The sequence below is a fragment of the Halomonas sp. AOP5-B2-8 genome, from assembly GCF_052376475.1.
GTDB classification, from domain to species: Bacteria; Pseudomonadota; Gammaproteobacteria; order Pseudomonadales; family Halomonadaceae; genus Vreelandella; species Vreelandella casei.
This window is the reverse complement of sequence record NZ_JBQSVS010000002.1, coordinates 273561-298001: the sequence shown is the minus strand read 5'-3', so window position 1 is coordinate 298001 and position 24441 is coordinate 273561. Positions and strand designations below refer to the sequence as shown.

The 24441-nt window shown below is 53.7% G+C and carries 21 protein-coding genes; 4 read left to right on the top strand and 17 right to left on the bottom strand.

The genetic code is table 11. The annotated features are described in order from the left end of the window. Positions 1 to 37: 37 nt before the first annotated feature. The 3 genes from ybaK to ACT3RP_RS05970 form a co-directional block, all read right to left on the bottom strand. Complete coding sequence (gene ybaK, locus ACT3RP_RS05980) at positions 38 to 505, bottom strand: Cys-tRNA(Pro) deacylase (RefSeq protein ID WP_096278681.1); 468 nt, start codon at positions 503 to 505, stop codon at positions 38 to 40. Positions 506 to 593: 88 nt separating this feature from the next. Next, complete coding sequence (locus ACT3RP_RS05975) at positions 594 to 863, bottom strand: hypothetical protein (RefSeq protein ID WP_444671451.1); 270 nt, start codon at positions 861 to 863, stop codon at positions 594 to 596. A 102-nt stretch (positions 864 to 965) separates the two neighbouring features. Then, positions 966 to 1832, bottom strand: coding sequence for a cation diffusion facilitator family transporter (locus ACT3RP_RS05970; protein WP_096278677.1), 867 nt, complete (start codon positions 1830 to 1832; stop codon positions 966 to 968). A gap of 115 nt (positions 1833 to 1947) precedes the next feature. Here ACT3RP_RS05970 and ACT3RP_RS05965 point away from each other — a divergent pair, with 115 nt between their 5' ends. Both ACT3RP_RS05965 and ACT3RP_RS05960 read left to right on the top strand, forming a co-directional pair. Next, positions 1948 to 2832: a LysR family transcriptional regulator gene (locus tag ACT3RP_RS05965; protein ID WP_096278675.1), complete on the top strand. Its 885-nt coding sequence runs from the start codon at positions 1948 to 1950 to the stop codon at positions 2830 to 2832. A gap of 208 nt (positions 2833 to 3040) precedes the next feature. Continuing rightward, the gene (locus ACT3RP_RS05960) at positions 3041 to 4450 is read left to right on the top strand and encodes a PhoH family protein (protein WP_096278673.1); all 1410 of its coding nucleotides are present in this window, start codon (positions 3041 to 3043) and stop codon (positions 4448 to 4450) included. A 117-nt stretch (positions 4451 to 4567) separates the two neighbouring features. Here ACT3RP_RS05960 and ACT3RP_RS05955 read toward each other — a convergent pair whose 3' ends face one another. The 9 genes from ACT3RP_RS05955 to ACT3RP_RS05915 all read right to left on the bottom strand — a co-directional run bounded on the left by ACT3RP_RS05955 (position 4568) and on the right by ACT3RP_RS05915 (position 15939). After that, positions 4568 to 5542 carry a YihY/virulence factor BrkB family protein gene (locus ACT3RP_RS05955; protein WP_096278671.1) on the bottom strand — a complete coding sequence of 325 codons (975 nt, stop codon included), beginning with the start codon at positions 5540 to 5542 and terminating at the stop codon, positions 4568 to 4570. Positions 5543 to 5578: 36 nt separating this feature from the next. Continuing rightward, positions 5579 to 7351: a complex I subunit 5 family protein gene (locus tag ACT3RP_RS05950; RefSeq protein ID WP_483393440.1), complete on the bottom strand. Its 1773-nt coding sequence runs from the start codon at positions 7349 to 7351 to the stop codon at positions 5579 to 5581. Then, positions 7348 to 8853 carry a complex I subunit 5 family protein gene (locus ACT3RP_RS05945; protein ID WP_483393439.1) on the bottom strand — a complete coding sequence of 502 codons (1506 nt, stop codon included), beginning with the start codon at positions 8851 to 8853 and terminating at the stop codon, positions 7348 to 7350. The genes ACT3RP_RS05950 and ACT3RP_RS05945 overlap by 4 nt, the downstream gene beginning before the upstream one ends. Then, positions 8850 to 10340 (bottom strand): complex I subunit 5 family protein, encoded by a 1491-nt coding sequence (locus ACT3RP_RS05940; protein WP_441684500.1) that lies wholly within the window; start codon positions 10338 to 10340, stop codon positions 8850 to 8852. The genes ACT3RP_RS05945 and ACT3RP_RS05940 overlap by 4 nt, the downstream gene beginning before the upstream one ends. Continuing rightward, positions 10337 to 11017 (bottom strand): hypothetical protein, encoded by a 681-nt coding sequence (locus ACT3RP_RS05935; RefSeq protein ID WP_096278663.1) that lies wholly within the window; start codon positions 11015 to 11017, stop codon positions 10337 to 10339. Before ACT3RP_RS05935 ends, ACT3RP_RS05940 begins: the two co-directional genes overlap by 4 nt. 56 nt (positions 11018 to 11073) lie before the next feature. Beyond that, positions 11074 to 11739: an alpha/beta hydrolase gene (locus ACT3RP_RS05930; RefSeq protein WP_096278661.1), complete on the bottom strand. Its 666-nt coding sequence runs from the start codon at positions 11737 to 11739 to the stop codon at positions 11074 to 11076. 102 nt (positions 11740 to 11841) lie between these two features. Continuing rightward, positions 11842 to 13611: an SLC13 family permease gene (locus ACT3RP_RS05925; protein WP_441684501.1), complete on the bottom strand. Its 1770-nt coding sequence runs from the start codon at positions 13609 to 13611 to the stop codon at positions 11842 to 11844. Between the two features lie 242 nt (positions 13612 to 13853). Continuing rightward, on the bottom strand, positions 13854 to 14057 hold the full coding sequence (locus tag ACT3RP_RS05920) for a cold-shock protein (RefSeq protein WP_008958127.1): 204 nt from the start codon (positions 14055 to 14057) through the stop codon (positions 13854 to 13856). Between the two features lie 223 nt (positions 14058 to 14280). Then, the gene (locus ACT3RP_RS05915; RefSeq protein ID WP_444625216.1) at positions 14281 to 15939 is read right to left on the bottom strand and encodes a GMC family oxidoreductase; all 1659 of its coding nucleotides are present in this window, start codon (positions 15937 to 15939) and stop codon (positions 14281 to 14283) included. A gap of 313 nt (positions 15940 to 16252) precedes the next feature. Between ACT3RP_RS05915 and msrA the strand changes: the two genes are divergently transcribed. Beyond that, a complete protein-coding gene (gene msrA / locus ACT3RP_RS05910) occupies positions 16253 to 16873 on the top strand; it encodes a peptide-methionine (S)-S-oxide reductase MsrA (protein ID WP_483393438.1) in 621 nt (206 codons plus the stop codon). A gap of 28 nt (positions 16874 to 16901) precedes the next feature. Here msrA and ACT3RP_RS05905 read toward each other — a convergent pair whose 3' ends face one another. From ACT3RP_RS05905 to ACT3RP_RS05895, 3 genes are all read right to left on the bottom strand, one after another. Then, entirely contained in the window at positions 16902 to 18500 is a 1599-nt protein-coding gene (locus ACT3RP_RS05905) for a sigma 54-interacting transcriptional regulator (RefSeq protein ID WP_483393437.1), read from the bottom strand. A 94-nt stretch (positions 18501 to 18594) separates the two neighbouring features. Continuing rightward, positions 18595 to 20016 (bottom strand): permease family protein, encoded by a 1422-nt coding sequence (locus ACT3RP_RS05900; RefSeq protein WP_096278650.1) that lies wholly within the window; start codon positions 20014 to 20016, stop codon positions 18595 to 18597. 79 nt (positions 20017 to 20095) lie between these two features. Beyond that, complete coding sequence (locus ACT3RP_RS05895) at positions 20096 to 21268, bottom strand: iron-containing alcohol dehydrogenase (protein WP_483393436.1); 1173 nt, start codon at positions 21266 to 21268, stop codon at positions 20096 to 20098. 406 nt (positions 21269 to 21674) lie between these two features. Between ACT3RP_RS05895 and ACT3RP_RS05890 the strand changes: the two genes are divergently transcribed. Continuing rightward, complete coding sequence (locus ACT3RP_RS05890) at positions 21675 to 23057, top strand: NAD-dependent succinate-semialdehyde dehydrogenase (protein ID WP_483393435.1); 1383 nt, start codon at positions 21675 to 21677, stop codon at positions 23055 to 23057. Positions 23058 to 23138: 81 nt separating this feature from the next. Here the strand turns inward: ACT3RP_RS05890 and ACT3RP_RS05885 are convergent, their stop codons facing one another. Together ACT3RP_RS05885 and ACT3RP_RS05880 are read right to left on the bottom strand one after the other, a co-directional pair. Then, a complete protein-coding gene (locus tag ACT3RP_RS05885; protein WP_444671442.1) occupies positions 23139 to 23615 on the bottom strand; it encodes a phosphatidylglycerophosphatase A family protein in 477 nt (158 codons plus the stop codon). Beyond that, the gene (locus ACT3RP_RS05880; RefSeq protein ID WP_444671441.1) at positions 23615 to 24364 is read right to left on the bottom strand and encodes a tellurite resistance TerB family protein; all 750 of its coding nucleotides are present in this window, start codon (positions 24362 to 24364) and stop codon (positions 23615 to 23617) included. The genes ACT3RP_RS05885 and ACT3RP_RS05880 overlap by 1 nt, the downstream gene beginning before the upstream one ends. Between the last annotated feature and the right edge of the window lie 77 nt (positions 24365 to 24441).

Below are 24441 nucleotides of genomic sequence, written 5' to 3'. Positions count from 1 at the left end.
CGCACCATACCAGAAAGTGCCTCGACCTGCGCCGCCATCACGTTGCCAGGGATACAAAAGTGGCCTCACTCAGGGTGGCCAGGTCTCTCGGCGTCAGTTCAATTTCAAGCCCTCGTCGGCCCGCGCTGACATACACAGTAGCGAATGCTTCAGCTGACGAATCCACAAACGTGACTAGGCGCTTTTTCTGGCCTAGCGGGCTCACCCCGCCCAACACATAGCCTGTGGTGCGCTCTACTTCTTCTGGCGAGGCCATGACGGCTTTTTTAACGTCGGCCGCTTTGGCAATTTTCTTTAAGCTTAGCTGCCCCGTAACAGGCACGATGCCGACTGCCAGCTGCTTGCCATCCAACTTCACAACTAACGTTTTAAAAACCTGCTCGGCAGACACACCCAGCTTTTCAGCGGCTTCTAAACCATAGGATTGCGCGGCAACATCGTGATGATACTCATGAACTTGGAAGGCAACCCCTGCATGTTTTGCGCTATTAATCGCCGGCGTCATGTCGCTCTCTTTTTTTGCTAGGAACTGAAACACTAACGCCAGCTTAACAAAGCTGGCGTTAGTGTTTATACAGTTAAAATATCAGCGCTTACTGACAAGACACTACTTTACGCATGATGTCTTTCGCCCAAAGGGTTTGCCCATCGGGCGTACGTCCATGCTCGTTCCAGCGCTCGGCCGTTTCCAAGCAGAAAGAACCGGCGCTTTCAACGCTCGTATCACGATTAGCCGGACGTTCTCCACCAATACGCATCACGTCTGGATTATCGGAAGTATAGCGAGGAGCAATGGTAGAGCTTGCACAGCCAGCGACCAGAACAGTCAGCAGCAGTGCGGGTAAACAGCGGCACAATGGCATGTTATTACAACCCTCAACGTAGCGATCATTAGCCCGACACTTTTTGTCGGTAGCGCTAAATAGCACCGCTGTACAAATAACGTCAATCTTTTTTAACGCCGCTTAGCCGGCAATCAGGGTAAGACTGGTGATTGGGCGCAGATTTAATCGCTTGCAGCGCTGCTCCACGCTATCAACTATTTCCTGGGCATCGTGAAACTGCTGCTTATCGAGCTGGATGTCTACCATCAAGAAACTGCCTACCTGTGCCAAGCGCACATCGTCATCGGTGACATCAAAATCAGCAACGTCTTTCATGACATCGCGACGCACGCAGTTACTCGGCACACCGAACATCAGCTCACGTAGAGCGCCTTTCACCATGCGAATTGGCATCGGTAGGAAGTAGCCTGCAATCACCAGCACCATGATCGGATCGGCAAAGCGTGCGTAGCTCGCCCATGGCGTTTGCATTACCCCCCAAGTGAGCACAAAGCCCAGCATCACTGCAGCACTTAGCCAGGTATCCATCTGCCACTGACGCAATTCCGCGGCTAGCAGCGACGAGCGTGCCACGCGGGCATAGCGGGCCAGCCACCACCAGGTCAACAAGCAGCCGGTCACGTTGACCACGCCAAACATTAAGGCTAAATCTAGCGTCACTAACCGCCCTCCTGCCGATAGGCTCCAAAGTGCTGACACAAGCGACACGACACATACCATGGCGATCACTATGCCTTTGAGCAGCACCGCTAGCGGCTCAACCGTTAGCCGCCCAAAGGGGTAGTGATCATCAGCAGGCTTACGCGCTTGGTGAAGCGCATAGAGCGATAGCGATGCTAGCAATAGGCTTAGTAAGGAATAGCCGCTGTCAAAAAGAATCGTTATCGAGCCACTGGCGATCCCTAAAACAAGGCCAGTGGATGCAAAGAGGCTGGCTGAAACGGCTGAAAATCTTAGCGCACGGCGCTCGGCTACAAAGGGGGTCACGCGGATAACTCCATCACATTGGGCAAATTTTGCGCCATAATAGAAGGAGGCTGTATGAATAACCAATCGCTCAGCGCTAGCTTTATTGGCGCTAACACCTTTAAACGAGACGATTATGCGTGCTGAACAGGTGCAGGCCTTTGTTGATGTTACCGAACATGGATCTTTTGCCGCTGCGGCCCGACACACGGGAGTAAAGCGAAGTACGCTGAGCGCCGCGGTCAATGCCTTGGAAGACAGCCTCGGCGTGGCGCTCTTTGAGCGTTCAGGTAATAGCTTAACGCTTAGCGCCGTTGGAGACAGCGTACTGCCCGACTGCTACCGCCTATTAACCAGCGCCAGCAGGATCAAAAAGCACTGCCACCAGCATCTGCAGGGTGTTGAAAGCCAGCTCGGCATTGCGCGTGACGATGCCCTGCCAGAGGCCTTTTGGCGCCAAGTAATGCATGATTTAAAGCAGCAGTTCCCGCTAACGGCGATATCGGTATATCTGGTGCCTCCCCAGGAACATGCCCAGTTTGTACAGCGCCAAACGGTAGATATCGCTTTTGGCCTTTACACCGCTGAAGGCATTGATGCTAACGCGGCCAACCTTGCCCCGGTCACGATGCGTTTGGTGGCCGCGCCGCAGCATCCTCTCAGCCGCCTTCCTAGCGTCAATCGCGATGACTTAGCCCAGTACACGCAGGTGTGCTTAACCCACGTACAAGACGACAAACTGATCAGCGAGGCGCTGTTTTCAGGCAATTATCTTGGGCTCACCATGTTTGAAGTCATACGCGACGCTGTGATTAATGCCACCGGCTGGGCGCTACTCCCTTATCCGCTGGTCAAAAGTGCCCTGGAGGCAGGCACTTTATGTACGCTCAATCATGATCTCGTCTTAGACAGCCACCATTATCGCTATGTAGAAAGCGATAACCGTGGCGTAGTGGCCGCAGCGCTGCTGAACAAGGTGGCACACTTTTTAGCCACGCTGCGCCAATCCGAGTTTTCTTAACCGCTGCTCAAGCAGACTGACACAGCGTTGAAATAATTTAATTGGCAAAAAATGCCAAAGCCTTCCACGCTATTACAAAGTGCTCAGCCATTAAAAAACGAAGGAGATGCCAGGACACGCCATGTGAGGGACACAGGCAAGTGTCATCTGGGCGTAATACGCACCTGCCAGTGTCGAAGTTGCCGTCAACCAAGGAGTGATTCCACCGATGGTACGACTCGATAAGAAAGCCACTCGGCTGTACGTGCTGGACACTAATGTCCTCATTCATGATCCTGCCGCGCTCTATCACTTCGATGAGCACGATGTTGTTATCCCGATGACAGTTCTGGAGGAACTGGATAAGCACAAAAACGGTATTCGTGAAATCGCCCGCACGGCCCGCCAAATTAGCCGTACGCTTTCTGACCTTACTAGCCAAGTCACCTTTGATGAAATTCAGCTCGGTATTCCAATCCCCCGAATTAGCGGCGAATCAGGTCGCCTGCACTTTTTATGCTACAACGATTTAAAACTCCTCGACGCCATTGATGACAGCCCTGATAACCGCATATTGGCGGAGACCTGCCGCCTGCGCGATGAACGCCCCGATGCCTCGGTGATTCTGATCACCAAAGATATCAACCTGCGCGTTAAAGCCGCCGCGCTAAAGGTACCGGTTGAGGATTATCTAAACGACCGCGCGTTCTCTGATAGCGATGCCATGATTGAAGGCGCGCAAGTCTATGCCTCAGCAGGGCAAGATGGCGCCACGCTATGGGAAGGCCTCAATGTCGATGTCACCGTCGAGCGCGTTGGTCATCACACGTTCTATCAGCTCAATGGTGTGATGCCCCGGCATTGGCACGTTGGCATGCTGGTGTCGGATAGTGAGAATGGCGCAGAGTTCGAGGCGATCGTTCGCGAACTGGGCCCCTCCACAGCCCGCCTTCAGCTACTGACCAACTACCGCCATCATGCCGGCGTGTGGGGCGTTCATGCACATGACAGCCGGCAAAACTTCACCTTAAACTTGCTGATGGACCCGGATATTGACCTGGTGACGGTGGCCGGTAACGCCGGTACCGGTAAGACGTTTATGACGCTGGCGGCCGCCTTTCAACAAACGTTGGATGCCAAGCTATTTGAGCGCATTGTATTTACCCGCGCGCCGATCCCTATGGGGGAAGACATCGGCTTTCTACCCGGTACCGAAGAGGAGAAAATGTCACCGTGGATGGGGGCTTTCCACGACAACATGGATAACCTGCTGCGCAATGAGGAGGGAGAGTCCAGCTGGGATAATGGTGCTACTCGCCAACTGATTGGCTCACGCGTACAAATTCGCTCGCCAAGCTTTATGCGCGGCCGCACCTTAAATGACACGTTTCTAATCATTGATGAGGCGCAAAATTTTACCCCCAAACAGCTAAAATCGCTGGTGACACGGGCGGGGCGCAATACCAAGATTGTCTGCCTGGGCAACGTTGGTCAGATCGACACCCCCTACCTAACCGCCAATACCTGCGGCATGGCGGCCGTCGTTGAGCGTTTTAGAGACTGGCCTCATGCCGGCCATATCACCTTGAAAAGCGTTGAACGTTCTCGCTTAGCACTTGCCGCTGAAGAGCTGTTATAAGACTAGCGATTGTTAAACACCATCCCTCACGCTGGGACCGGGTGAGGGATGATGTAGCCAAGTAACGTTAACCAAGAAAGCTGATCCAAGAAGCCATGCGCACGAGGGCTGAATCGGCTACTCAGCGTCTGATGCCCGCCACGGCTGAGGGCTGCCAATAGTATCTGCGGCAAACGCCTCGCGTTCGCCAAGAGGGCGCGGATAACCGACAGTTGTATCGCGGTAAGTCTGACGCTCCATTTCACTGTTCACTTCTGCGCCAAACAGCACCACGAAGGCAGAGAGCCAAAACCATATCATTAACGCTATGACGGCCCCCAGTGATCCATAGAGCTCACTAAAGGTTGCGAAATAGCGTACGTACAGCGAAAGCCCGCCAGAACCTAATAGCCACATAAAAGTGGCGAGTAGCGTTCCATAGCTTAACCACCGCCACTGCGCTGAACGCCGATAGGGTGCGAAACGATAAAGTAACGCGATCAGCACGCTCATTAGCACTAAGAGCGCAGGCCAACGTAACCATTTCAGCAGCTTATCCAGGGGTGGATCAATGGCTAGCGCATCAACCAGCATGGGTACGATGGCGATAAAACCCAGTGATACCAAGGTCATAATAATCAAACCAAACGTCAGCGACACCAACACCGTGCTGCGATGAAATAGTGAGCGTTTTTCCGTTTCCCCATACACCACGTTTAATCCAATCACTAATACCGCCACGCTTTTTGAGGCAACAAACATGGCAATCAATAGACCGACTAGCGTGGCCATCACGTTACTTGATTCAGCACTTTCCACTACCTTCTGGGCCTGCTGATCAATTAACTTGGCCGCATCGGGTGGCATAAAACGGCTAATTTCGTACAGCTGCTGGCCCGCCTCATAGGGGTCAAACAGCAGCCCCCAGAGCGAAATAACCGCGGCAATAGTGGGAAACAATGCGAGCAATGCGTAAAAAGCGACACCGGCCGCCAGCATAGTAATGCGGTCCCGCCGCGCGGCGCGCACTACTCGCCAGACAATATCATGCCAGCCACGAGCGGGAATCTCGCCCGGCACCTCGGCATGCCGGCCACGCTCAAGATTACTCATAGCGCGTCAAAGCCCAACACGGTTGCGGCATTCTCATCATCCTTGGCCTTCCCACATAAGTAGCGCCGCAAGCACTGCGGCAAGCACCATCATCAAACCACTTGAATGATGCCGCAACCAGCTCTCCCCGGCCAATCCGCGTGATAAAGAAACCATGAATCTCTTTTCCATACTTTGCGCGGCAGTCACGCTGGCCGCTTTAATCTTGCCACAGGCGTGGCCTATCAAACGTATAGGCACTAGCGCAGCGTTGGCTATAAAGGCATACAGCCACCATAGATCACCTGCGGGGGGCGATTTACCCTTAAAGGAGCGAGTTAATAGCCAGCCCACTACAGCGAGCAGAACACCTGCCGGAAATGGCCATATAATCCCCAACCACTCTCTAAGAGGCGGCATTTCAATACTGCCCGTAGGTAGCGGTAACCACAGCGGCGTTACGAGCGCCGCCATAATGCCTGCAAGCCAAGCACCCCACTGCCACGGATTGCTGCCGCCTTGCTCGCGCTGCTGCCACTGGCGCCAAAGCGCAACACTGACTAGCGCCGCGGTGCCAACGGCGGCCCAACTCAGCAGCTTAATTAACGATTCATGATGCATCTCATAAAGCGGGCTTTTGACGCCCCATTTGCTGATCATACCTGCGCCAATAGCACCAGCCAGCGATATACCCGGCAGCGCCATCAACGCCCACACCAGAGGCAACGGCCAACGTGGCAGGTGCTCACTAATACTGGTGCCCATAAATAGACTGCCTTTGGCCAGCGCGTGATGAGCGGCAAACAGCACCAAGCCCGGCCACAGCAGTGGCCAAACATCCGGCGCCACTAGCCCCATTGCCACCAGCGCGGTCATCATGCCCATTTGACTAATACTTGAATACGCTAGCACGGCTTTTGGATGGCGCTGAAATACACCGTAAAGCGCAGCGGCAAAGGCGGCTGCCAACCCGGCTATCAGCATAACGTGGCCAAACTGGGCTAAGGCACCAGATACCTCGTCATGACCCAGCGGCAGCACGCTTATCCAGCCGAGCAGGCCGGCTTTAATCATCACCCCGCTGAGCACCGCACTGGCCGGTGCGGGCGCTACCGGATGCGCCAACGGCAGCCATACGTGCAATCCGATAACGCCGGCTTTTACCCCGAAGCCTAAGCACAGCAAGGCGGCCATCCATGCGCCCTGCTCTGCGATCAAAATACCCTCACGCACACCTTGCAGCGTTAGCGTGTCGGCCTCACCGGCGGCCCACAAAAAGCCGGCTAAAATAAGGCCTTCGCCGACCACGGCCAGTATTAAATATACCCGCGCGCCCAGCCGCGCCTCTTGTGTACCGGTGTGCACTACGAGGGCATAAGCGGCAAACGTCATCAGCGCAAAGCCTAAATAGAAGCTGGCAATATCCTGGGCGACAACCAATAACACGTTGCCTAATAAGGTCATTGGCCACAGCAGGGACAAACGTTGCAGGCGGCGCTGAACATCTTGATCGCCTGCCTGAGCCTGCTTCTGCTCCGCCGCAAAGTAACCTCGCGCGTGCACGGCTGCTAAACTCCACAGCAGCGCGGTAAACGCCAGCCATGGTCTGCTTAGCGAGTTTAACGCCCACTCCCCGCCCAGCATCCAGGCATCGATAGTCCACTGCGCTTCGCCACCGTACGCTAACAGTAAGGCAGGCCAAGCAGCGCTCACCCACAGCAGGGAAAAATAGTCGCGCCGTGAGCTTGGTGTGCGATAGGCGTGCCAAGCTGAACACCCGGCGACGCACAGCGGCCATAGCAGTGACAGCGCCAGCAGCAGCGTCATCATAGCAAGTACTCCCCGTTTGCGACGCGGGTTGCCCAGTCCAGCGGACTAAACGGCAAGCCTGCCAACAAACCAGCAGCGAGGCTCACCAGCGCGGTAAACACCATCGGTAAAAGCAACCAGCCATGGGTTTCAAAGCGGCCTAAACGCTGTTCGTCGGGCCAACTGCCTTTGCCATGAGAAGGCCCTAAACGGAACCACAGACGATGCACAATCGGTAAAAAATACATCGCGTTGAGCGTGCTGCTGATCACCAATACGGCCACCACCCAGTACATTTCAGCCTGGATCGCGCCGATACCGAGGTACCACTTGGTAATAAAACCAGCAAAGGGCGGGAGGCCGATCATGCCTAGCGCGCCTATCGTGAATGCAATACTGGTTAACGGCATGCGCTTACCGGCACCGTCCATCTCGTCAATGCGGTGAATCCCCAGCTCTTCTGCATAGTTACCCGCACAGAAGAATAACGTGACCTTCATTAAACCCTGGTGCAGCAAGTGCGCTAACGCGCCAATAGTGCCGAAAGGCCCAAATAAGCCGATGCCGAGAATAACGTAGGAAACTTGGCTGATGGTAGAAAACGCCAAGCGTGGTTTCAGCTCCTCTTGCGCGATGGCTCTCAACGACCCATAAATAATCGTAATAGACGCCGCCACCGCCAGCGCGGTAATGACACCAAGCTCCACGCTAAGCTCAATGCCATAAAGATCATAAACCACCCTCAAGATGCCAAACGCGCCAGCCTTCACGACCGCGACGGCGTGCAGCAGCGCACTCACCGGCGCTGGCGCAACCATGGCTCTTGGTAGCCAGCCGTGCAGCGGCACCATAGCAGCCTTAACCGCAAACCCGCCCACCAGTAGCGCAAATATTAGCGTTAGCAAGCCACGGTTATCGTTTAAATAATCGCCCAAGCCTGCTTCGGAAGAAAACGACTGGTCCCCCGTCAGGCTATAAAGCAGCACCGCGCCCAGGAGCAGCACCACGCCAGCCGTGAGGGTATAGCGCAAATAGACGCGGCCCGCGTTGAGCGCTTGCTCCGTACCCCGGTGCACCACTAGCGGGTACGTGGAGAGCGTCAACATTTCGTAGAAAATCAAAAAGGTAAACAAGTTATCAGCCAGCGCAATGCCGATGGTGCTGGCCACGCAGAGGCTAAAAAAGCCAAAAAAGCGCTTCCGGTTGGCAGACCCTTCCAAGTAGCCAATCGCGTAAATCGTCGTACACAGCCAAAGCAGTGACGATAACCCGGCGAACATCACCCCAAGCGCATCCGTGCGCAATACGAAATCAACACCGCCGACAACCTGGAAGCTGAAAATATCTTCATACCCAGCGGCTACTCGCCTGACCATCAAGGTGACCAGAACAATATTGGTGACCGCCGCCAGCAGATTAATCGTGGTGCGTAGACGATGGGATTCTTCCGGCAGCACAAAAATAATCCCGGTGACTAACAGCGCGATAGCCAACGCGGTGATGGGTAGCCACTCAGCAGTCATACGCCACCTCCATGCATCAATCCCAATGGATAATGCGCGAAAAGCCCCAGTGCGAAAGCGGCTAGCGCCAGCGTCAGGGCGATTAAGTCCATCCCTGACGCAAGAGGCTGGTAACGCTGGCGAGGTGCCGACTCGTCAAATGAATAGCGAAACATGCGGAATATATAGGCTGCAGTTAGTAACGTACCGACAAGCAGTGCCGCCACCGCCCACCACTGCTGCGTGATAATCATGGCCTCAAAGAGCAGCCATTTTGCGGTAAAGCCAGCGCTGGGTGGCAGGCCCATTAACGTGATGGAAGCAATGCCAAACACTAACAGCGAAAGCGGCAAGCGCCGGCTAGTGCCTGCAAGGCCTTTTAAGGTACTTTCACCGGTCGCCAGAATCAGGTTTCCGGCAGCCATAAACATCGCAGCCTTAGCAAAAGCGTGCCCCATTAGCTGTAGCCAAAAGCCTTCCCACGCTAAGGCGCGTGGCAGCGGGGCAACGTCTGCTCCCAGTAGCAGCGGGAAAATAACCATCAAATAACCCAGCTGCGCGACGGTTGATGAGGCGACCAACGTTTTCAGTGAGTCGGTTCGCCATGCTAATAGGCCACCCCATACAATCGCCAGCATGCCTAGCCAGGCAATAACACGCGATGCATAGAAAGCATCCGGCAGTAGAATGCTCCACAGCAGCACCAGCATAAAAAGTGAAGCTTTGATCACCAGCCCGGCATGCAATGCGCTCACCGGCGTCCAGGCATTTTCATGGACAGGCGACAGCCAGGCATGCAGCGGAAACAGCGCAGCTTTCAACGCAAGCCCGGCGCCCATCAGCGCCGCCGCGAACCATGCCACGGGGCCGGGCTCGATTATCTCGGCTAAACCCTGTAAATCTAACCGGCCCCAGTGACCTAGAATCAAAGCAACGCCCAGCAGATAAGCCAATGACCCCACCAGCGCTAGCAGCAAATAGCGCATCCCCGCCTTAAGGGCAGCCGCTTTCCCCGATAGCAGCAGCATGCCGACCGCCGCCAAGCCCATCAGCTCCAACGCAACATAGAGGGTGAGTAGATCAGTGGCTAGCCACATTAATGAAAGCGCGCTTATCAACGTCCCCATCAGCGGCCAAAGCCAGCGTGCCATCGGGCCGGGGTCGCTTAAGCGCAAATAGCCCGGCGTATATAGCGCTGCGGCAACGCCAATCCACTGGGTCGTTAATAGCAGCAGTACGCTGAGCCCGTTCAAACGCAGCGACAGTTGGATATCCGCCACCGCCCACTGCCAGCGCAGTAGCCCCGCATCGTTAAAGGCGAACAGCAGCATTAAACCAGCCGCCACTATCGGCGCGCTGGCAAGTAGCACGGGCCATGCTCGCTTAGGGGGGAATAATGCCGCCAACAGCCCCATTAGCAGCGGTAGGCAAAGCACCGTCAACAGCGCCCAGTGGGTTGTGGCAAGCGGCGTAAAGGTGCTATCGAAGAGACCAAAGCGCCAGATCATGTCGCACTCTCTTTGGGCCCGCTGTCGTGGTCCAAGGCATTAACGCCTTGCAAATGTAAAAGCTGCCTTATCAGTAAGACACCGAGCATCGACCCAAGCGCCGCCACTAGCAGCCCCACGCTGATTAAAACCTGGGCAGTCGGAGTAGTACCCGCCACGCCGGCAAGCAACATAAATACGCCAGAACCGAGTAGATTAAACGCCAGCAAACGTCTTAACAGATGACGGTGTAGTGCAAAGGAGGCCATGGCGCTGGCAGCAATCACCACACCAGCCAACAAAAGCGGATGTTCAGCAGGCGAGTGCTGCATATCGGTTAGTACATAGCCAATCGCCACAGCGACCATGACAAACCAAACCAGCGCTAACACCACTCGCATGGCAATTCGTGTCCACGGCTCGCTAAAATGATCGTGCGCTAAAACAGATGAGCCGCTAGACCCAACGTGGCCAAGAGCATAAAAACAGCAGAGCCCTGTCAGCACTGCTCCTAGCAGTAGCTCTGCGCTTGCTAACCAAATGGCACCTAGTTGCCACCATGCCAATGCCATAGCGATAGCAAAAGCCACAAAGAAGCGGCAGGCGCGCAGAAGATGGCGATCAAACAAGCACACCAGCGCCGTCCCCGTAAGGCACAGCGCTAGCGCTACTTCTACCACATCAATGGAAGCTATCATTCGTTTTCGCTACGTCCTTGCATCGGGCACGAATAGGCGCTGAGTTTAGGCAAATGCTAGCTTAGACGTGTGCCCAGCCATTTGCCGATGTCATTAACCTGCTGTGGACAGAGCGCGTGGGCCATTGGGTACTGGCGGTAATTGACCGTGTAACCCATCTCTTTCAGGCGGTCTACGCCGCTGCGCCCCAGGCTTTCGGGCACGATAGGATCAAAGTTACCGTGCTGTACTTCAATAGGCATTTGTCGATTTGCATCGCTCAGAACGATATTGTCGGCAGTGGCAAAATAGGTCGACATCGCTAACAAGCCGCCCAAGGGCGCGGGAAAAGTGAGCGCGGCTTCGTAGGCAACAGCGCCGCCTTGCGAAAAACCCGCCACAATAATGCGCCGACTATCGATTCCTTGATCAATTTGCTCTTGCATCAGCCCCTGTAATCGCTCAGCCGATTTTTTGAGCTGGCTTTTATCCACCCGGCGCCCCAAATCCATGGCGAGAATGTCATACCACGCGGGCATCACCATGCCGCCATTAATCGTCACGGCCAGGCGCGGCGCATGGGGCATGATAAAACGAACCTGCGAGTTTTTATGCAGTGCTAACGCGGGCACTAGCGGCTCAAAATCGTGCCCGTCAGCACCTAAACCGTGAATAATAAAGACACACGCATCGGCAGGTTGACCGTTTTTCGGCTCAATAATCAGTTCGCCAGGATCAGTCATCGACTCTCATTCCTTGTGCAAAAAAAGCAACCCTAGCGCAAACCAGTGCTAACCGCGAGTAGTGGCGCGCCTAAAGGAGCCAAGACACCGCCAAAAGCTATTTTAAAAAGGCCATACCTGAGGAATCAACACCAGCGCTATCGCACCGGTTAACACATTTAAACCACTGCCTAAGCGCAGAAAGTCACTCACCCGATAGCCGCCGGGGCCATACACCATCAAGTTCGTTTGATAGCCGATAGGCGTTAAGAAGCTGGCCGAGGCAGCAAACATAACGGCCACGACGTAAGGCATCGGACTAACGCCTAAACTTTCTGCAGCGCTCATCACGACCGGGAAAATAATCACTGCCGCAGCGTTGTTAGTGACTAGCTCTGTGAGAAGAGCTACGACACAGTAGGTCCCTATCAGCAAGAGTAGAGGATTACCCGCCACTAGCGCCAGCAAACCACCGGCAATCACTTCCGCCGCACCGGAGCTTTGTAGCGCGGCCCCCACGCCAAACGAGGCGGCAATAGTTAGCAGCACCTGGGTATCAAGGCCTCGCTTAGCCGCCCCCACCGAACAACAGCCGGTGAGTAGCACTAGCGCAGCCCCTAACATGGCGGCATTGAGCATGCTAAGCACGCCCAGCGCTGCAAGCACCACGGCACCCAGTAAGATCCCCCACGCAAGCGGCGCCTTTTCATGGATCGGCCGTGCTGACCCATTAAGCTCGCTTATCAGCAAGAAGTCTCTGGACTGACGATGACGTTCAATAAACGGTGGGCGTGCTTCTAACAGCAGCACATCCGCTGACTGCAAGCGCACTTGACCTAAATTCCCTTTCACCCGCTCACCGCCACGGCATATCGCCAGCACCGCTGCGCCGTACAGCGTTCTAAACCGGCCATCGCGAATACGCTGGCCAATAAACTGGCACTGGTCAGACACAACGGCCTCGACCAAACGGCGCTCTTTAAACTCTTTCTCTAAACTGGAAGTGTCGTCTCGAGAAGGAATGAGGCCACGGATTTGCTGGAGCTCTACCGCTGCATCGCTGGTTCCGGCAAACACTAGCCGGTCGCCACCTTTAAGCTGCTCCCCGGGACCGACAACGCTGACAATATTGCCTGCACGCTCAATCTCCACCAGGAACAGCTCCTGTAGATGGCGCAGCCCGGCTTCCTCCACGCTACGGTCGACCAGTACACCAGCTGGGTCTACCTCCATTTCAATCGTGAACTCACGCGGATTGGCAAACGCACTGGCCACCCCGGAACGCGCCGGTAGCAGCCGCGGCCCTAGTGCAATCAGATAGACTAGGCCCGCTATGGCCACGGGAATCCCGACCCAAGCGAGATCTAAAAGGCCCATGCCGCGCTCGGGATAACGGTCAAGTAACAGTCCATGCACGACCAAGTTAGTACTGGTGCCGAACAGGGTAATGGTGCCACCCAGGATAGAAGCAAAGCTGAGTGGCATGAGCAGCCGCTGTGGAGATAAACGCAGCCGCCGGCTCCAGCTCATCACCGCGGGGATATAGGTAGCCACTACCGGGGTATTATTGACAAAACCACTGAGCATCGCCACGGGTAACAGCAGGCGCGCCAGGGCGCCCCTTTCGCTCGCAGGGCGCCCCAACACATAGCGAATAATGAGATCAATCCCACCGGTTTCACGAATGCTAGCCACCAGCACGTACATAAACGCGACGGTGAATAAACCGCTATTGGAAAAGCCGCCTAACGCCTGCTGAGGATCAATGACTCCCAGCGTCATCAGCACGATAACCGCACCCAGCAAAATAATGTCGGGCCCGAGGCGTGAAAAAGCCATGAGCGGAAAGATCGTAACCACCACTGCTACCGCAATCCATGCATCCAGCGACATACCCACCCCATTCTTAATCCACAAGCATGGGCTATTGTGACGCCAACCGCATATTCTAAAAAGTTATTTTTAGAAACACCTAAAGAACAAAAAAGAATATAAGAGTAGCCATAGTGGCGTCAATATCGCGGCTTAGAGCACTCTCTAAATGACGGGCAACAAAAAGCCCCGCGCTTGGCGGGGCTTTACGATCAATCAACGCTAAGCGCTAATTGTTAACATCTCATGGTTTAAGAATTAACTTAAACAACTTTGATGTTAGAAGCCTGAAGGCCTTTTTTACCCTGAGTGACGTCGAAGGAAACCTTCTGGCCGTCCTGCAGAGATTTGAAACCTTCAGACTGAATTTCAGAGAAATGTGCGAACAGGTCGTCGCCATTGTCGTCAGGAGAAATGAAGCCGAAGCCTTTAGTGTCGTTGAACCACTTAACGGTACCAGTTGCCATGATCGAAATCCTCGATGTAGCTAATCAAAACCGGGAAATACCCGAATTACAGTGGGTAGAACAAGAAACTTTCACCAGAATTAACGCTTGAGGCGTTTCTATACTGCTGACAACGTTCGACTTGCTAACCAACTGAGCGTATTTTGCGCCTAACCCATGCACCCGTCAACACTACTATAATACCTAGCTAAAAGCCCCTAAATTCCTGGACTTTCGCTGAATTTCAGCTATGTGGCGCTAAGATCCAATCGGCAGCCTTCTCGGCAATCATTAAGGTTGGAGAGTTCGTATTGCCACTGGTAATGGTGGGCATGATGCTGGCATCAGCGACTCGCAAACCGTTGATACCGCGCACTCTAAGCCGGGCATCCACCACCGCCATAACATCGTCTTTGCGACCCATGCGCGCAGTGCCAACGGGGTGAAAAATGGTCGTTCCTATATCGCCCGCCAACCGGGCAAGCTCATCATCACTTTGATACTCAGCGCCCGGCTTCACTTCTTCAGGCGCATATTTGTTAAAAGCAGGCTGCTCGGCAATATGCCGAGTGACGCGCAGTGAGTCCGCTGCCACCTTACGGTCTTCAGGCGTACTCAGATAGTTAGGCGAAATGGCCGGCGCTTGATGCGGGTCACTGCTTTTTAGACGCACTGTCCCTCGGCTGGTGGGGTTCAAATTACACACGCTTGCGGTAATGGCTGGGTATGCGTGCAGTGGTTGGCCAAAAGCCTCAAGACTCAGCGGCTGCACATGGTATTGAATATTGGGGTGCGCGTGCTCTGGCGAGCTACGGGTAAATGCCCCCAGCTGCGAAGGCGCCATGCTCATAGGCCCAGAACGTTTGAGTAAATATTCAAGCCCGATACCGGCCTTTCCCCATAGCGTACTGGCCATGGCGTTTAATGTTTTGCCATTGGTAATTTTATAGACTGAGCGAATCTGCAGGTGGTCCTGCAGATTCTCGCCGACGCCCGGCAGCTCATGTACCAAGGTAACGCCGTGTTTGCGTAACAGCTCGGCAGGCCCCACGCCGGAAAGCTGCAGCAAGTGCGGCGTACCAATGGCACCGGCACATAGCACCACTTCCCCACTCACTGTCGCTCGCTGGACACTGCCATTGCGCTCAACTTCAACGCCCGAACACCTCGGCATACCTCCCTCTTCGTTAAAGCACAGCCGATTAACCTGCGTGGAATGCCATAGCGTTAAGTTGTCGCGCTTAAGTGCCGGGCGTAAAAATGCTTTAGCGGTATTCCACCGAAAGCCCGAGCGCTGATTGACGTCGAAATAGGCCACGCCTTCGTTTGAACCGCGGTTAAAATCATCGGTGCGCGGGATGCCCGCCTGCACAGCAGCCTCGGCAAAATCGTCTAACACGGGCCATTTCAGGCGCTGTTTTTCGACCCGCCATTCGCCGCCATGCCCATGAAAGTCGCGATGTTTAGCGTCGCCATCGCCGCCCGCATCTAATCGATAGTGGTCTTCGTGTTTGATAAAATCGGGCAAGCAGTTTTCCCAACGCCAAGCATCGTCTCCCGCCACCTCAGCCCAGTGGTCGTAGTCTCGCGCCTGGCCGCGCATGTAAATCATCCCATTGATGCTGGAACAGCCGCCCAGGGTTTTGCCGCGTGGATAAATCAATGAACGGCCGTTGAGCCCTTTGTCGGGCTCGGTGCGAAACAGCCAATCGGTACGCGGGTTATTGATGCAGTAGAGATACCCTACGGGAATATGAATCCAGTAGTAGTTATCCCGCCCTCCCGCTTCTATCAGCAGCACGCGATGTTTGGGGTTTGCGCTCAAACGATTGGCCAGCAGGCACCCGGCGGTGCCTGCGCCGATAACAATATAATCATAGTGGTTATTAGCTAGTTCTGGCATCACGGACTCCGGTAACGTTAAGGCGCTACTTCACCATCACTAGCGCTGTACTCGCGTGCGTGCCAACCTTTGCCACCTGGGCGTTGTGGCTAAAAAGCGCATTAATTGATTGGATTGTTGTTGTCATGGGCCTACCTTTAATAAAAAACGTGTTTTGAAAAGGCTGCTGATAAACGTATAACTAGAGACTAGCCTACTGAGTTAGCCAAGGGAGCCTAGGCGTTAGTTTAATGCCGCTGTCAGCAAGCTAAGCCCCAAGCCATTAATAGGCTTAAGCTCGAACCGTATCACTACCGCCACTGGAGTGCTTTGAATGACCCGACTTCCCCTTTTTCGTCCATTAGCACTTTGCGTAGTGGCTGCTGCAGGCCTCGCCAGCCCGTCACTTCAAGCCCAGGCGACCGTTGAAGCTACGTTTGCCGGCGGCTGTTTTTGGTGTATGGAACCACCTTACGATAAGCAGCCAGGGGTCAGCGCCACCATTTCTGGCTACATCGGCGGCGAGCTAGAGAATCCTAGCTACGAGGATATTTCGCGGGGCGGCACTGGCCACGCTGAAGCTGTCCAAGTTGAATACGACCCGGAAGAAATCAGCTATTCGCAGCTATTAGACATATTCTGGCGCAACATCGACCCCTTCGCGGTAGACCGACAGTTCTGCGACGTGGGCGATCAATACCGCTCGGCGATTTTTTATCATAATGAAGAGCAGCGAGAACTGGCTGAAGCATCCAAAGCCGACATGGAGGCTCGCTTTGACAAGGATATCGCCACCCAAATAGTACCCGCCACAGCATTCTGGCCTGCGGAGGAGTACCACCAGGATTATTACCAGAAAAACCCGGTGCGCTATAAGTTCTATCGTTTCAGCTGTGGGCGCGATGGACGTTTAGACGAGGTGTGGGGCGAAGAAGCTGGTGGGCCAGAGTTCTAAAAACCTTGCCATATAACACCACTTATTATCAGTTGCTCGCCTGACGCCAGCGCCGCTGCTTCTTTACCAGGGTCGACTGGTCGACCCCCAATGCAGCGGCTGCAGCGCGGGTAGAGCCATGGCTAGCAAGTGCTTGGTGAATTAACTGCTGTTCGAAGTGCATGACCTGTTGGCGGAGGTCGCCACTAACATGCTTTACACAAAGCGTGGCACAGGGAAATACCTCGTTCGGCAACGACGTAGCGGTTATTAGGTCTTCTAACACCGTAACGGCTAAACGCTCGGTTAAATTAATCAGCTCACGAATATTGCCAGGCCATGGATAGCTGGAAAGTAGCTCCAAGGCCTCCGGATCCCATCGCCGGCACAGCCCATGCAGCTTATTAAAATGACTCAAATAATAGCTAAGTAGTGGAATAATCTCATCGCGTCGCTGTCGTAAAGGCGATAACCACAAAGGCACCACACTAATGCGATAAAATAGATCCTCGCGAAAGCAGCCTTCTTTTACCCGGTCATGTAAATCCTGATGAGTAGCAGTAATCAAGCGCACATCGGTTTGACGAAACGCCGTTCCACCGACCGGCAAATAGCGATTTTCCTCCACTACTTTGAGCAGTTTCACTTGTAACGCGAGCGACAGGTCTCCAATTTCATCCAGAAATAGCGTGCCACCATGGGCAACATCCAGCAGCCCCTGCTTGCCTTTTGGTGCCGCTCCGGTAAAGGCACCAGCGGTATAACCAAACAGCTCTGCCTCCAGCAGCCCTTCAGGGAACGCTGTACAGTTAAGTTCCATAAACGGCCCATCCGCGCGATCACTGTGCTGATGAATATAGCGTGCCAATAGCGTTTTACCGGTGCCCGTCTCGCCTCGAATAAGTATCTTCGCGGACGTTTTTGCTACTCGCCTGGCCAGTTCAAAGCAAGGCTCCGTTTGTCGGCTGATAACCACCCCAGACGCACTTAGCGCCGTTACTTCCGGCACCTTAAACGTCTCACGCATGCGCTGAATCTGTTCTAACTGCTCCTGAGCGTGTTTCGCCAACAGCAACTCGGTAATATCACGCACACTAGTGACCACATACGCAATCGAGCCATCGGCTTTGAACATGGGCGTGCCGGTTACCACGATTTTCCGGCTATCATGAATAGTCTGCACCAGTGTAATCGGACGACGCTCACGAATAACTTCCAACGAGGCCGATTTAGAGATAAACCCCGCTTTCACCAAGTCGGCCATATGAAAGCCCACCACCTCTGCCCGAGAAATTCCGGTGATACGCTCATAAGCCTTATTGATCGTGACCGTAATCCCGCTGGCATCGGTGATATAGACACCATCGTGCAAGGCATCCAACAAAGAACTCAACGGCTCCTGATCAAAACCAAAAGCATCAACGCTTTGGGCCTCGCTAGGGGGGGTAACGCCCGTTACACGATAACGCATACACTCACCCACCAATCGACCTGGCGCCTTATTGCACTGCGCCTCTTCAATATCGGTGCGGGTTAATACTCCAATCACCTGGCCCTGGATATCAAATACCTCCACTGCATCAGTACCGTGCAAGTCAAATAACGGCAGCGCGGCTTCCAACGAAAGGCACTCGTCGATACGTTGCATAACAGCTCCCCCTGATAGACCACGCCCACCGCTTTCGCGGTGGACATTGATTTTCTACCTAATAGCGTTTAAGCCACTATAGAGGCAGTGTCTGTTATTTGCGCAATGGCACCTCCGGCTCGGGATCAGCCTCCGGTAACAATGCCTCGTCCCAGTCCTTCACGAAGGTTTTATCCACCTCACCTGAGAAGAAGCGTTTGCCGTAAATTAACGCGCAGAGCAAGATACCCACCGCAAAAGCCCAGGTAGCGCCTTTAATGACCAGCATGGCAGCAATAATTCCCGCGATACCTAAGTCTCGCTGGCTGCGCGCTTCCATAATGCCAATACGTACACTCACGTAGCCCTGAATTAACAACGTCAGCGCCAATGCAATCCCCAGGATGGGCTCCACCAAGCTAACAATTGGCAACAGCAACAAACCGGTATTCGTGCCCCAGCGGAATGAGCCGGAGCCGCCGAAGATAGAGTTCATCGCTGCTTTGCCCTGCTTGTAACGCTCCACCGTTACTACATGCATCGCTGCCCACAGCGGGCCACACATCACCACATCGGGACCAAAGATACTCATCCCGAAGTTACGCCCACCAAAAATCATGTGTGCACGATTAGGGTTATAGTCGATTTTTTCGTCCTGGCGTTTCTCATCAGCCTCTTCCAGTAACGCCTTGCTTTGAAGCACATCGCCAAACAGCACAATGTAAGCGGCGATAACTGTAGGTAACGCGGTCAAAAACATCGTCAACGGCGGCAAGCCAACACCAAACACAGTGTATTCACTAAACATCAGCGCGAAATCAGGCTGGCTAAACCCCCACTCCACATCAGGCCACGGTGCTTCACCAAACAGTGGTGCCACCACGATGGCCAGTACAATAATGGGAAAAATACCCAACTTACCGATCGCGCCCCAAAGCCCGCCCTGCGCTTTCAACTTATTAAAGTGCTTAGAAAAAATCAGATAGAACGCAACGCCTACCGCAATCGCAATGGTAAAAGGATACTGCTCAAAGCGACCACCCTCATCAAACACCACGACAATGGCCGCCAGCCCAGCGCCCATAATGACACCCGCTTTAATAGCAGAAGGGATTAGCCGCACCACCTTGCTAGCCATACCCGTTACCCCAAGCCCAAGCGCAATAATCCCCAATAGCATCTGAAAGGCAATCAGCGCATGAACTCTGTCTACCCCCTCAGGAAAGGTCGACACATAAGCCATCAACAGAGGAATAGCGGGGGTAATCCAACCTGGGATAACCGGATCACCCAGCAGATGATGCATCAAATAGAGCAAGCCATTTAAAATTACAATGGCCAACGCTGCTTCAAACGGCATGCCTAGTAACTGCATCATCAATGGAATGGCGGCAAGATCCACCGCACACATTAATAGGCCCTGCAGGTAATCGGGCAGTTCAAAACGGTAATGATAAAACGGCAGGCGTAGCTTAAATGGCCCTAACGGGGTGTACGGGCTCTCTTCACCGTCAACGCGATGTTTCCAAGCACTCATGGCATGGGCTCCTATTTTAAAATTGTTAGTATTTTTTTAATAAACGTTTTGTCGTTATGGCGTTTTAATTAGCGGCGCATTAATAAGCGTCGTGGTAAATCGCCTCAATATCCGCAAGCGTTAATACCCGCGGGTTATTACGTAGCAAACGTTCCACCTTAATGGCCTCGGCGGCCAACTCGGGAATGGCGGATTCAGGAATATCAAAAGAGCGTAAACCGGCAGGAATCTCCACATCAGCACACAGCTTATGCATGCGCTTGATAACCGCATCGGCAACGGCATCATCCGAAAGCCCAGCCACGGGTTCATCAAAGGCCACCGCAATGCCACGAAAGCGCTCGACGCAGGCCAACTTGTTCCACTCCATCACAAATGGCAATAAGAGTGCATTGGTTACTCCATGAGCCAAGTGGTAACGCCCACCTAATGGATATGCCAAGGCATGCACCGCCCCCACACCAGCATTACCAAACGCCAACCCCGCCAAGAGACTGCCAGTAGCCATGTCTTCACGGGCTTGAAGGTGGTTAGGGTTAGCAAATGCCTTGGGTAGCGCATGGATGATCAAGTTCATGGCTTTAACCGCTAAGGCATCGGTAATCGGCGTTGCGAAGTTAGAAAGGTAGGCTTCTATCGCATGCACCAACGCATCGACCCCGCTGGCTGCCGTTACTGAACGCGGGCAGCTCAGCGTCAACTCCGGCGCTACAATAGCTACGTCAGGTAGTAGGCAATCACTTACTATGCCCTTTTTCATCTTCTGAATTTTATCCGACAAAATTGCGATATTGGTTACTTCAGATCCTGTGCCCGCCGTGGTTGGCATGGCGATTAAAGGCACCTCACGTTGGGCAACTTTATTTTCACCAAACAATCCCTCAAGCGGGCCTTCATAGTGTGCATATACCGCCACGCACTTGGCGATGTCCATCGCACTTCCGCCGCCTACGGCGATAACGCTATCATGCTGACCACCATTAAAAGCACGCGTGCAATTTTCAACTATTTCCACTTCAGGCTCGGGCGCAATCTGATCAAATACTGCATAGGGCACATTTAGCGCCATGAGCTGCTCGGTGATGATATCCAGCGTGCCTGAAGCCACCACCCCCCTATCGGTCACGATCAACGGTCGTTGCATCCCCAGCGACTGCACATAGAGCTGCAACTGCTGGGCAGCTCCGTGACCAGTGACCAGCTTACCCGCGCTTTTAAAGCTACTTACTTGATTAAAAGGACTTAACTGCATGTGACGTTTCCTATAGAAATGTTATTGATTGTTCTACCAGCGCTGCTAATACGAAGGCGATTTCACCGGATAACAAATTCAAAGCAAATGCCATGCCAATAATATAATAATCATAAGTTTATGATTTAATTAAAATAACTGAATAAAAAAAATAAAACACTGATTAGGAAAAGAAAAAAATCATCAAAAAATACTTGATCGATGAAAAAAATCATCAGTAATGCAAAGCGCTTTTAACAAGCATATGGAACCACTCCCATAATTCATTGCCCGACAATAAGTGCTTCATTGTGCATAAGCACTCAGTTTGTACTAAAGTGACCCTACATTAGAAATAGACCGGTCGATTAAGCGCTCAGGAGCTGGGCGATTTGACCAACACGTTGACCTAAAGATAGGAGATCTTATGAGCAACAATATCACGACGATTAATCCGACTAACGGCGAAACCCTCGATACCTATGCGCTAATGAGCAGCGGTGAAGCCAAGCAGGTAGTGGATGCTTGTTACGAGGCGTTTCTGGAATGGCGTCTTGAGTCTCTTGAAAGTCGCGCTAAAACGGTTAAAGCGATTGGCCAAGCGCTTCAAAAGCATAAAGAAGCACTCGCCGATCTGATGGTCAAAGAAATGGGCAAACTGCCTGACCAGGCGCGCCAAGAAGTTGACCTGTGTACTGGCATTTGTGATTACACCGCTGAACATGGCCCTAAAAAATTAGCTGACGAAGAGCGCCAGCCTGGTAATGGTGAACGCGGCTTTGTTACCTATTCGCCGATGGGCGTCATCTACGGCATTCAGCCTTGGAACTTCCCGGCTTATCAAGTCGTGCGCTACTCAATCGCCAATCTAATGGCGGGTAATGGCGTATTGCTTAAGCACGCCGAAAACGTGACCGGAAGCGGCCTGTTACTGGAAAAAATCTATCGCGAAGCGGGCCTTCCCGAGAACGTTTTCCGCACGCTTGTGATATCTCACGACGTGTCTGATGAAGTCATTGGTCATTCTGCGGTTCGCGGCGTCACGCTTACCGGCAGTGACGGTGCAGGCCGCAAAGTCGCCGCTAAAGCCGCCGAACATTTGAAAAAGACCGTGTTAGAACTAGGCTCCAACGATGCTTATCTTGTGCTTGACGATGCCGACCTCGATCTCGCGGTAGAAACCTGTGTTCAAGGGCGTGTCTATAACGGTGGCCAAACGTGCGTTGCGGCTAAACGCTTTGTGGTGACTGAAAAGAACTATGATGCGTTTAAACAACGCTACGTGGCTCGTATGCAGGCACTGACCGCAGGCGATCCCAACCAAAAAGGTAGCGACCTTGGCCCCATGGCCCGCGTTGATCTGCGCGATGCTCTTCATAAGCAGGTAGAAGAGAGCGTAAGCAAAGGCGCAAAAATTCTCTGCGGCGGTGAAAAGCCCTCAGGTAAAGGCGCGTTTTACCCGGTCACCGTGCTAGACAACGTGACCCCTGGGCAGCCCGCTTATGATGACGAACTGTTTGGCCCGGTGGCGGCACTGATTCGCGCCAAAGACGATGAAGACGCCATGCGTATCGCCAACGACAGCCGTTATGGTCTGGGGGGCGGGATCATCTCTAAAAACGTTAAGCGCGCGACAGAGCTTGCCAGCAAGTACTTTGATACCGGCATGGTATTTATCAATGGCTTTGGCGTCGCAACACCAGAAATGCCCTTCGGCGGTGTAAAAGACTCTGGCTATGGACGCGAGCATGGCGGCTTCGGCATGCTTGAGTTCGTCAATGCCAAGTCGGTGATTGTGGTTAAGGAGTAAGTCATCAGACAAGACCACTAAGCTGCTAAAACTAGAACCTCGCAGGCCATTGCCTGCGAGGTTTTTTATTGCGATCACGTATTAGATAGTGCTGGCTCGACGCTGCCAAAGCCCCAATGCAGCCGCCACGATAAGCCAGGTGATTAGTGCAGCGATAACATCATCCAGCACAATACCTAAACCACCCGGCACCGCCTCTGCTAAATGTATCGGCGGTGGTTTTAACGCGTCGAAAAAACGATAAACGCCGAATGCCAGTGCCATTACCAGCGGGTGGCGGGCCGCTTGCAAACCAATTACGGCGAGAGGAAAAGCTACGTACTCATCGGCCACAATGCTGCCATGATCCAAGCCGGCAAAATGCAGCGAAGCGACATGGCAAACCGGTATCGCAATGGCTATCAATACCGCTATGATCGCCGCCTGATGAGACGTCGGCCTGCCCAGCAGCCACCATGCCAGTGGAACACCCAGCAACGAGCCAAACGTACCCGGCGCTATTGGCGCCAGCCCTAGCCCAAAGCCAGTGGCCAGCCATAGATTGAACGTTTCGAGCATTAACCAGCCTGCTGAGCTTGGTGCTCGAGCTCAGTCGTCATCTCTTTGGATAGATTAAGAGCACTGGCCAGCTGGTCTAGCCAAGCACGTTCCATCGGGTTTTGATCGTCAGTGACCGCCACGCTGATCAAGTACATCTCACGCGCGGCCTGTGGGGAGTCTGCTTCGCGAGCCAACGCCTGGGCATCCAGCGGTGCTTTTAGCTGCTGCTCTACCCAGTTGTGCATCTCCTGGTCGGCCCCTAGCGCATCAATTTGTTCGGTAATCAGCGCCTGCTCTTGCTCGTCAATGTGGCCATCGGCGCGTGCGGCCATGATCATCGCCTGCAGCAGTTCAAGGCTACGCCGCTCTTGGAATTCACCGCTGAGCACTTCTACCCGCTCGCCCTCTGCCGCACTCGCCTGTTCAGCGGAGGGCTGCGCGCCGCCGTCCTTAGCAGTTTGTGAACTCTGCCACGCTTTCCAAGCTAGCATGCCCACACCTGCAATAGCGCCATACTTAAGCGCTTTGCCGCCCATGCTGCGGCCACGCTTGGAGCCTACTAGCATGCCCATAGCACCGCCGCCCAGCAGGCTCTTTACGTCAAAACCACCGGAGGATCCGTTGCCTTGACTACTGCCGCCACCGCCACCTAAGTGCTTAGAAAGCCCGCTCAGCATTCCCTTAACATCGACACCGCTGCCACTACCGCCCTTCTGGCTACCGCCGGCTTGCTGCATCAACTGCTGCAAAATTTTGCTTGCGTTCATCCTTGTACTCCTAGGTCGATATTATCTTTAGGCCCGTTTAAAGATTAACTCACGTTATAAAACATACTGTATGAACG